General features: G+C 65.5%; 9 protein-coding genes. 5 read left to right on the forward strand and 4 right to left on the reverse strand.

The genetic code is table 11. The features are described from left to right. Nucleotides 1–202: 202 nt before the first annotated feature. Nucleotides 203–985: an IS5 family transposase gene (locus NMQ14_RS09460; RefSeq protein WP_257095515.1), complete on the forward strand. Its 783-nt coding sequence runs from the start codon at nt 203–205 to the stop codon at nt 983–985. Nucleotides 986–1,430: 445 nt separating this feature from the next. On the opposite strand, the gene NMQ14_RS09465 is transcribed toward NMQ14_RS09460, so the two are convergent. Then, entirely contained in the window at nt 1,431–3,047 is a 1,617-nt protein-coding gene (locus NMQ14_RS09465) for an NAD+ synthase (protein WP_257095516.1), read from the reverse strand. 4 nt (nt 3,048–3,051) lie between these two features. Beyond that, nucleotides 3,052–3,600 carry an oligoribonuclease gene (gene orn, locus NMQ14_RS09470; protein ID WP_257095517.1) on the reverse strand — a complete coding sequence of 183 codons (549 nt, stop codon included), beginning with the start codon at nt 3,598–3,600 and terminating at the stop codon, nt 3,052–3,054. Nucleotides 3,601–3,736: 136 nt separating this feature from the next. Between orn and NMQ14_RS09475 the strand changes: the two genes are divergently transcribed. From NMQ14_RS09475 to NMQ14_RS09490, 4 genes are all read left to right on the forward strand, one after another. Continuing rightward, on the forward strand, nt 3,737–4,969 hold the full coding sequence (locus NMQ14_RS09475; RefSeq protein WP_257095518.1) for a M48 family metallopeptidase: 1,233 nt from the start codon (nt 3,737–3,739) through the stop codon (nt 4,967–4,969). 18 nt (nt 4,970–4,987) lie between these two features. Continuing rightward, the gene (locus NMQ14_RS09480; protein ID WP_257095519.1) at nt 4,988–5,323 is read left to right on the forward strand and encodes a 4a-hydroxytetrahydrobiopterin dehydratase; all 336 of its coding nucleotides are present in this window, start codon (nt 4,988–4,990) and stop codon (nt 5,321–5,323) included. A 44-nt stretch (nt 5,324–5,367) separates the two neighbouring features. Next, nucleotides 5,368–6,183, forward strand: coding sequence for a ribosome small subunit-dependent GTPase A (gene rsgA, locus NMQ14_RS09485; protein ID WP_257095987.1), 816 nt, complete (start codon nt 5,368–5,370; stop codon nt 6,181–6,183). Between the two features lie 140 nt (nt 6,184–6,323). Then, on the forward strand, nt 6,324–7,235 hold the full coding sequence (locus NMQ14_RS09490) for a transglutaminase family protein (RefSeq protein WP_257095521.1): 912 nt from the start codon (nt 6,324–6,326) through the stop codon (nt 7,233–7,235). Between the two features lie 16 nt (nt 7,236–7,251). Here the strand turns inward: NMQ14_RS09490 and pelG are convergent, their stop codons facing one another. Next, the gene (pelG, locus tag NMQ14_RS09495; protein ID WP_257095523.1) at nt 7,252–8,622 is read right to left on the reverse strand and encodes an exopolysaccharide Pel transporter PelG; all 1,371 of its coding nucleotides are present in this window, start codon (nt 8,620–8,622) and stop codon (nt 7,252–7,254) included. Then, nucleotides 8,622–9,293, reverse strand: a 672-nt coding sequence (pelF, locus tag NMQ14_RS09500; RefSeq protein ID WP_257095525.1) for a GT4 family glycosyltransferase PelF, incomplete at its 5' end; no start/stop codon positions are given. The genes pelF and pelG, both read right to left, overlap by 1 nt.

The following is a 9,293-nucleotide window of genomic DNA, read 5'->3' on the forward strand; positions in this document are numbered from 1 at the left end:
TCGGCTGTGTGGCCATCGCCAACGACGACCACACCTGTCTGGCCATGCTGCGCAAGCGCAAGGACGAAACCCTGCATCAACTGCTCGTCCGTCTGGATGCCGCCATCGGCAAGGCATGGGACGACGACGAATTCACCGACGAAATCAACTCGCCACGCTGAGCACTCAAACGCAAGACGGCGGCGGTCGGACGCTTACCGATGTGGTGTGGGATCGCACGGTATTCAGCATCAACCGCGACCGGCTGCTCGACGACGACATTGCCCGCCCGTTCTTCCGCCGCGTGCTGCATCTGGCGCAGTGGCAGGGTTTCGTGTCGGATGAGCACTTCAGCGTCGACGGCACGATGATCGAGGCCTGGGCCAGCCACAAGAGCTTCGTGCCCAAGGACGGCAGCGGCCCCGACAAACCGGCGGGGCGCAACCCCGAGACGAATTTCAAGGGTGAGAAGCGCAGCAACGCCACGCACCAGAGCACAACCGACCCGCAGGCGCGGCTGTACAAGAAAGGCGAATTCACCGAGGCGAAGTTGCGCTACATGACGCACGCGCTGTCGGAGAACCGCAACGGGCTCGTCGTCGATGTCGAGAGCACGCAGGCCACCGGCCGCGCGGAGTGGGAAGCGGCGATCCGGATGGTGGATCGCAGCGTGCGCAAACCGGGCGCCACGATCGGTGCCGACAAGGGCTACGACACCGCCGAATTCGTTGGCGAACTCGAACGACGCGGCATCCGCGCGCATGTGGCTCGAAAGGTAACCGGCAGCGCGGTCGACGGACGTACCGCGCGCGGCAAGGGGTATGCGATGAGTCTGAGGCGTCGCAAGATGATCGAAGAAGCCTTCGGCTGGATCAAGACGGTGGGCGGTCTGCGCAAGACGCGGCACAAGGGGCTGGAGAAGCTGTCGGGTCAGGCGCTGTTTGCGTTCGCGGCCTACAACCTGACCAGACTGCTGAATCTGATGCGGCAGGCGGCGACCGCGTAGGGACAAGTACGTCCGCCGCTTGGCGAGCGGCGGAATGCAGGGGTAAAAGAGCCCTGAATCAAGCGCCACGGCGCACTTCCGGTGCCGGAAAAAATGAACGGAAGTCCATGATCCGGAAGGATTCAAGGGTTTCTCACCAGCCTGTTAGTGAACTTTGGAATAGAATTGAGAGGATATCGAAGGCTGACCTTGTCCTAGCGTGCGTTGACGACACTTTGTCGGTACGGCGGCAGGTGGTCGCGGTACTTGGCGGTGATCACGTGGGCGAACAGCTTGTGGCCGGGTAGCCCGCCCATGATCGGGCGGCTCGGCGACCCGACCACCGCAACTGTTCGACCTAGGCGAAAAGCTGAATCCCGACCGCATCCGTAGTCCCTTCTCGCGCACCTTCTTCGCCTTACCGGAAGATGTCGTGCTCGAACTCGGTGTTCGCGTCGAGTAAGCCTCAGACCTCGTCCCGAAACCGATTCGTAATCGGATACCGCCAATCCTTCCCGAACCCCCGCTCCGTCACCCTCACCCCCGGCGGAGCCTGCCGCCGCTTGTATTCATTACGCTTCAGCAACCCGATCACCCGCTTCACATCCGCTTCGGCAAAACCCTGCGCGATGATTTCGCGCGGTGATTCGTCGCGCTCCATGTAGGCCTGGATGATGGCGTCGAGCGTTTCGTAGCTGGGCAGGCTGTCCTGGTCGGTCTGGTCGGGGCGCAGTTCGGCGGACGGGGCGCGGGTCAGGATGTTGTCGGGGATGTCGGGGCGCTGGCTGTTGCGCCAGGCGCACAGGCGATAGACGAAGGTTTTGTAGATGTCCTTGATCACGGCGAAGCCGCCGGCCAGATCACCATAGAGCGTGGAATAGCCGACCGCCATTTCGCTCTTGTTGCCGGTGGTGAGCACGATGGCGCCGGTCTTGTTGGAGAGCGCCATCAGCATGATCATGCGGGCGCGCGCCTGCACGTTTTCTTCGGTGGTGTCGGCCGCGGCGTCGCCGAACAGGGGTTTGAGCATCTGCTCGAAGGTGGCCATGGCCGGGGCGATCGACACTTCGTCGTAGCGCACGCCGAGATTGCGCACCAGTGCGCGCGAGTCGTCGAGGCTCATCTGCGCGGTGTAGGGGGAGGGCATCATGACGGCGCGAACGTTTTCGGCGCCGATGGCATCGACCGCGATGCACAGCGTCAGCGCCGAATCGACGCCGCCGGACAGGCCGATCAGCGCCTGCTTGAAGCCGTTCTTGCCGAGGTAGTCGCGCACGCCCAGCACCAGCGTTTCGTAACAGTCCTGCTCGACCGGGGTGACCGGCGGCAGCGGCTGGGCGACGATGTCGCCGTCGCTGAAATCGACCGTGGCGAAGTGCTCGCGGCAATGCGGCGCGCACCAGGCGAGGCGGCCAAGCCGGTCGAGCGCGAACGAGGCGCCGTCAAACACCAGTTCGTCCTGACCGCCGACCAGATTGCAGTAGATGGCCGGAATGCCGGTCGCGAGCACGCGTTCGGCCAGCACCTGTTCGCGCGTGACCGGTTTGTCGACGTGGTAGGGCGAGGCGTTGAGCACGGCCAGCAACTGGGCACCCGCGGCCGCAGCGGCTTCCGGCGCGCCGGCTTCCCACACGTCGGCGCAGATGTTCACGCCGACCTTCACGCCGGCAACGTCGACCACCAGCGGGGCCGTGCCTTCGTCGAAATAGCGCTGTTCGTCGAACACTTCGTAATTCGGCAGGCGCTGCTTGAAATAGGTCGCTTCGACGCGGCCGCCACGCACGACACTGGCGGCGTTGTACAGGCGATCGCCCGTCGCGTGCGGGTGACCGACCAGCAGCGCAAGGCCGGCTGGCGCTTCAGCCGCCAGACGCGCCAGCGCGGCGGCACAGCCGCGGATGAAGTCCGGCCGCAGCAGCAGGTCTTCCGGCGGATAACCGCACAGGGCCAGTTCGGGTGTCAGCAGCAGCTGGGCGCCCTGCTCCACCGCGCGCTGCGCGGCGTCGAGAATCAGGCGGACGTTGTGGTCAAGGTCGCCGACCACGCAGTTGATCTGCGCAACCGCAATGCGGAGGGTGCTCATGGCCTCACTCCATGCGCAGGAAGTGTTCGCGGTAGAACTTGAGTTCGTCGATCGATTCGTAGATGTCGGCCAGCGCCTCGTGGCGCTGCGCCTTCTTGAACTGCGCCGCCAGTTCCGGCCGCCAGCGCTTGCACAGCTCCTTGAGCGCCGACACGTCGAGATTGCGGTAGTGGAACCACGCTTCGAGCTGCGGCATGTGGCGGGCGAGGAAGCGGCGGTCCTGACAGATCGAATTGCCGCAGATCGGGCTGGTGCGCTCGGGCAGGTACTGGCTCAGAAACGCGATCATTTCGGTTTCGGCAGCCGCTTCGGTGACGGTCGAGGCGCGCACGCGCTCGGTCAGGCCGGACTTGCCGTGCGTGCTGGTATTCCATTTGTCCATGCCGGCGAGCACCTCGTCGGACTGGTGCACGGCGATCACCGGCCCTTCGGCGACCACTTCGAGATGCGCGTCGGTGACCACGCAGGCCAGCTCGATGACGCGATCGTTGTCGGGGTCGAGGCCGGTCATTTCCATGTCCAGCCAGACGAGGTAGGTGGGGTCCTGTGCCATAATCGAGAAAATTTCCAAGCGGGATTAATGCGTTCGTCCGAACGCGGATCGGCCTGATTTTGTCACACTCAGGTGACCTGGACTCCGTCTAAATCGGAGTTCCGACAGGAACCGCATCCACCCGAGGCTCTCCATCATGCTGACCGAAATATTCGTCCTTGCACTCGTGCTGACCACCGGCGTGCGCCTGTGGCTCGCGACCCGCCACCGCGCGCACATCGCGGCGCACCGCGCCGAAGTGCCGCAGGCCTTCCGCGACAGCATTCCGCTGGACGCCCATCAGAAAGCGGCCGATTACACGATGGCGCGCGTGAGCCTCGCGCGTGCCGATGTGGTGGTGAGCGCACTGTGGCTTCTGGTGCTGACGCTGGGCGGCGGCCTGCAGTGGTTCTACGACCTTGCCGGAAGCCTTGCCGGCGACGGCCTGCTGCGCGACCTGGTGTTCGTCGGCGTGCTGACGCTCGCGTCCGGCGTGATCGACCTGCCCTTCACGCTGTACCGCACCTTCGTCATCGAAGCCCGCTTCGGCTTCAACAAGATGACGCCCGCCATGTTCTTCGGCGACCTCATCAAGCACGGGCTGGTGGCGGCCGCCATCGGCGCACCGGTGCTGGCCGCGGTGCTGTGGATCATGGACAGCCTGGGCAGTGCCTGGTGGGTGTACGCCTGGGCGTTCTGGCTGGCGTTCAGCCTGGCCGCGATGCTGCTGTACCCGACGTTGATCGCACCGCTGTTCAACAAGTTCGAGCCGATGCCCGAAGGCGAACTGCGCAGCCGCATCGAAGGCCTGCTCGAGCGCTGCGGTTTCCGCGCCGACGGCCTGTTCGTCATGGACGGCTCGCGCCGCTCGGCGCACGGCAACGCCTACTTCACCGGCTTCGGCAAGGGCAAGCGCATCGTGTTCTTCGACACCCTGCTCAACCGGCTCGGCGGCGACGAGATCGAAGCCGTGCTGGCGCACGAACTGGGTCATTACAAGCACCACCACATCTGGAAGCGCGTGGCGCTGATCGGCGGCGGCAGTCTGGCCTTCTTCGCCCTGCTCGGCTGGCTGATCGACCAGCCGTGGTTCTACGCGCAACTGGGGGTGAGCAGCGAGGGCAACGTGATCGCGCTGATGCTGTTCGCGCTGGTGATGCCGGTGTTCTCCTTCCCGCTGTCGCCCATCATGTCGCTGATGTCGCGCAAGCATGAATTCGAAGCCGACGCCTATGCCGCGGCGCAGACCCGCTCCGGCTGGCTGGTGTCGGCACTGGTGAAGCTGTACCGCGACAACGCCTCGACGCTGACGCCCGATCCGCTGTATTCCAGCTTCTATGATTCGCACCCGCCCGCCGCATTGCGCGTGGCAAAACTGCAGACGCTCTGACCGCCACGACCTTCATTCATGAACGCACACGAACTTGCCCAGCAGCACTGCACGCCGCAGAAAGGCGCGCACAAGAGACTGACCGGCGACACCCTGGCCACCCACCTGCGCAGCGTGCCGGGCTGGATCGAGGCGGACAACCACATTTCCAAGGACTTCCAGTTCGCCGATTACGCGCAGGTGGTCGCGTTCGTGAACCAGGTGGCGGCACTGGCGGCAGCCGAAGATCATCACCCGGACATCATGTTCGGCTTCAACCGGGTGCGCGTGGTGTTCACGACGCACAGCGTGCGCGGCGTATCCATCAATGACCTGATCTGCGCCGCCCGCATCGAAGCGATGCGCGACCTTTGAACACCGTTGCAGGTCGCGTCGTGTCGGCGCACGGCCGGCACTACATGGTTCGGCTCGACGACGGACAGGTGCTGCAGGCCTTCCCGCGCGGCAAACGTTCCGAAGTCGCCTGCGGTGACCGGGTCGAGCTGTCGCTGCAGGCGGATCAGGCGCGCATCGAACGCATTCACGAACGGCGCAGCCTGCTCTACCGCAAGGATGCCTTCAAGCAGAAGACGGTCGCCGCCAACGTCGACCAGGTGGTGATCGTCACCGCGACCGAACCGGGCTTCAACGCCGATCTGGTGGCGCGCATCCTCATCGCGATCGGGGCGCAGGACGTCGACGGGCTGATCGTGCTCAACAAGTGCGACCTTGCCGAAGGTCTTGCGGGCGCCCGCGCGCAGCTCGCCGGTTTCGCGGCCATGGGCTACACGGTGCTCGAGCTGTCGGCGAAGCAGGACGTGTCGCTGCTCGCCAGCCATCTGAAGGGCCGGCTGAACGTGTTCATCGGCCAGTCCGGCATGGGCAAGTCGACACTCGTCAACGCGCTGATCCCCGGTGCCGCGGCGGCAACGCGCGAGATCTCGGCTGCGCTCGATTCCGGCAAGCACACCACGACCTACGCCCGGCTGTACGAACTGCCGGGCGGCGGCGAACTGATCGACAGCCCCGGCCTGCAGGAATTCGGCCTGTCGCACCTCGACCTGCCGGCGCTGGAATACGCCTTCGTCGACTTCCGTCCCTGGCTCGGCAAGTGCCGCTTCCGCGACTGCGCGCACGACCGCGAGCCCGACTGCGCGCTGCGCGACCACGTCGCCCCGGGACGCTTGTCGCTCTATCGCATCCTGCGGAACGAACTGCAGCGGCCGCTGTATTGAGCCAGCACGCGAGCGGCATACCGGGACATTTTCCCGTCGTGCAGCCGCCCCGAAGCAGGTAGTCCCCGTCCTACAGCCTTGGTCACCCCGCACGTCTAGCATCCGCCCGGTTGCCTCAAATCGCCATCGGAGCCGTGCCCATGCCCAGGATGAACGTCACTGTTTCACTGCGTTACGACGTCGACACCGCGGGCAGCTTCGCGCTGCGCATCCTGCCCGCCGCGACACCCCAGCAGAAGGTGAGCGGCGAGTCGCTGGTGTCGTCGCTCGGCGCCCGCAGCCGCATCGTCAACGGCCGCCTCGGCCAGCGCGTGCTGCACGTGCAGGCGCCACCCGGCCCGCTCGAAATCGACTATTCGGCACGCGTGCTGACCACGCATCACCTGGCCGACCCGGCCACGCTGGCCGAGATCGGCGTCGCCGAACTGCCGTTCGATGTGCTGCCTTTTCTGCACGAAAGCCCGTTCTGCCCGACCGAGCCGCTGACCCGTCTGGCCTTCCGCACCTTCGGCCGCATGAAGCCCGGCTATGCGCGCGTGGCCACGCTGTGCGAGTGCGTGCGCGACCGCACCTGCTTCGACCCGGCACAGGCCGGCGCCGACAAGTCGGTCATGGACACCCTGCTGGACAAGAGCGGCGCAAGCGAACACTTCGCCCATCTCGCCATCTCGCTGTGCCGCGCACTCTATATTCCGGCCCGGCTGGTGAGCGTGACCGGGCCGGGCAGCAGTTCGGGACAGGGGCTGTCCGGTCTGCACTGCTGCATCGAAGTGTTTCTGGGTGAGCGCTGGTATCTGTTCGATCCGACCGGCACGGCGCCGATCGGGCGTCTGGTCCGCATCGGCACCGGCCGAGACGCGGGCGATCTGCCGGCCATCAGCATGCAGGGTGAAGCGCAGCAGACCGGCGGCCGGCTGCAGATCACGACGCTGTGCGACGCCAGCGATATGCAATCCGACGCGACGGACGCGCAGCAGGCGATTTCGACTGCCGCGCCCGACCTCACACGCGGCGGATCACAGGCCGAACAGGACGGACGGCGTCAGGCCTGATGTTCGAGGCCGGCGATCACTGCAGCATGAAGGTTTCGTATTCCAGCCGCCCGAGCTTGCGGTCGAGCGCATACAGGCCGAACAGCAGCGTCAGCAGCACCGACAACGCATAGCCGTAGCCGTAGAAGCTGGCGCCCAGCTTGAAGAACAGCGCGGTGAACACGATGTTCGACACGCAGAAGAAGGCGCACAGACCGAGGATGAGCCGGCGCTGGTCCAGGTAGAAGAACACGTTCAGCAGCGCTAGCAGCCCCACCTGCAGGCTGGCCGCCAGCGTCTGGATGTACAGCAGCGGCAGGTAGAGCTCCGAAATCTCCAGCAGTGCGAACACGGCCGGGCCGGCCACGATGGCCGCCAGCATGGCCAGCGTCTGGATCTTGCCGATTTCGGCCAGGCCCTGACGGATCGAATAGACCATTTCGTCGCGCATGTCCTCGATGTATTCGAGCGAACCGCCGGCGCGCACCGCATCGAAGAAGCGATCGTAGTACTCGACGAAATCCGTTTCGATGCGCACCAGGAACACCGCCATGCCGGGGATGATCGACAGGTAAGCCATGAACACCGGCAGATCGTAGATGACCGACGCGCGCAGCGGACCGATGATGGCGTCCGACGTTTCCGGCCAGCTCCAGAACATGAACTTGTCGGCCCACACGCCGAGGTTGTACAGCAGGCCGATCGCCATCAGCGTCGGATAGCGCGTACTGCGGTCGGCGAATTCGTACGAAATGGTGACCGCCGAGCGGTAGTGCCACGACGTCATGATCCACATGCCGACCAGCAGCACGAAGTGACCGAGCACGAAGCCGCCGAGCAGGCCTTCCAGCCCCCACGGCCGGGCCAGCAGCGCAGCCGTGACGGTGATCGCGTAACCCAGTGCGTACAGCAGCAGGATGGCGCGGTACATCTTGAGCCCGGACAGGAAGATCGTGGCGACCCAGATGCCGCACAGCAGCACGAAGCCCGACAGCATCAGCAGCCGGTAGGCGACCGACAGGCCGGAAAACAGCGTGAATGCCAGCACCAGCCCGATGATGCCGGCCAGCGCGATCACCCACAGCAGCAGGCCGTTGAAGTTCGACATGATGATGTCGTCGCGCTTCTCGAACAGGCGGTCCGACACGAAACGGGTGAACGCCAGCTGCACGACGCCGGTCAGGATGAGCGAGGTGGCGATCAGCCAGGTCACCGACACCTGGAACTGCGTGACCAGGAATTCCGGCACCACGACGGCACGCGACAGCAGACCCACCATCAGGATGCCGACGATGGACAGCACCCATGGTCCGGAGCCGATCACGCCGGCATAGCTGTAGGCCTGCGCCAGCCCGAGCAGGCTGTCCTTCTTCAGCAGTTTGCGCAGTTCGAAACCGATGCCGGCCATCAGCGCGCTCCATGCCCGAACGGGCAGCCACCGGCGGTGCGACCTTCGCGCGCCAGTGCCTGGGTGTAGACCTCGCGGTAGCGGTCGAACATCTGCGTGTCGCTATAGTAGCGTTCGACGCGCGCGATGCCGGCCTGCTGCGCGGAGGCCCAGGCGACCGGATCGCCGAGCAGTTCGAGCGCGGCATCGGCCAGCGCCTGCGGATCGGCGATGCCGACCACGCGGCCGGCCGCGCCCAGCGCCTCGTCTTCGTCGCCCAGTCCGTACATCAACTGGCGGCACGACCCGACATCGGTCGACACCGCAGGCACGCCCGCGGCATACCCTTCCAGCAGCACCAGCGGCAGCGCCTCGGAGATCGACGACAGCACGACCAGACCGATCTTCGGCATCAGTTCGTCGATCTTCTGCATGCCGAGAAAGCGCACGTTGTCGGTCAGGCCGAGACTGTCGACCAGGTTGCGGCACTCTTCGGCATAGGCCGGATCTTCTTCGGCCGGACCGGCGATCCAGCCCTGCGCCTCGGGCATGCGATTCACGACGCGACGCATCGCCCGGATGAAGGTCTTGATGTCCTTGATCGGCACCACGCGGCCGATCAGGCACAGCACCGGCGGCACCTTTTCGGGGCGCGGGGCGCGCAGCGGCGCCACCGGGTGGATGGGCCCGCC

This window comes from Methyloversatilis sp. XJ19-13 (genome assembly GCF_024580155.1).
In the GTDB taxonomy this organism is placed as follows: Bacteria; Pseudomonadota; Gammaproteobacteria; order Burkholderiales; family Rhodocyclaceae; genus Methyloversatilis.

Bases quoted from the DNA above. Each gene is read 5' to 3' on its own strand.
- NMQ14_RS09465 (WP_257095516.1), bottom strand. From the start codon at position 3,047: ATGAGCACCCTCCGCATTGCGGTTGCGCAGATCAACTGCGTGGTCGGC.
- orn (WP_257095517.1), bottom strand. From the start codon at position 3,600: ATGGCACAGGACCCCACCTACCTCGTCTGGCTGGACATGGAAATGACC.
- NMQ14_RS09475 (WP_257095518.1), top strand. From the start codon at position 3,737: ATGCTGACCGAAATATTCGTCCTTGCACTCGTGCTGACCACCGGCGTG.
- NMQ14_RS09480 (WP_257095519.1), top strand. From the start codon at position 4,988: ATGAACGCACACGAACTTGCCCAGCAGCACTGCACGCCGCAGAAAGGC.
- rsgA (WP_257095987.1), top strand. From the start codon at position 5,368: ATGGTTCGGCTCGACGACGGACAGGTGCTGCAGGCCTTCCCGCGCGGC.
- NMQ14_RS09490 (WP_257095521.1), top strand. From the start codon at position 6,324: ATGCCCAGGATGAACGTCACTGTTTCACTGCGTTACGACGTCGACACC.
- pelG (WP_257095523.1), bottom strand. From the start codon at position 8,622: ATGGCCGGCATCGGTTTCGAACTGCGCAAACTGCTGAAGAAGGACAGC.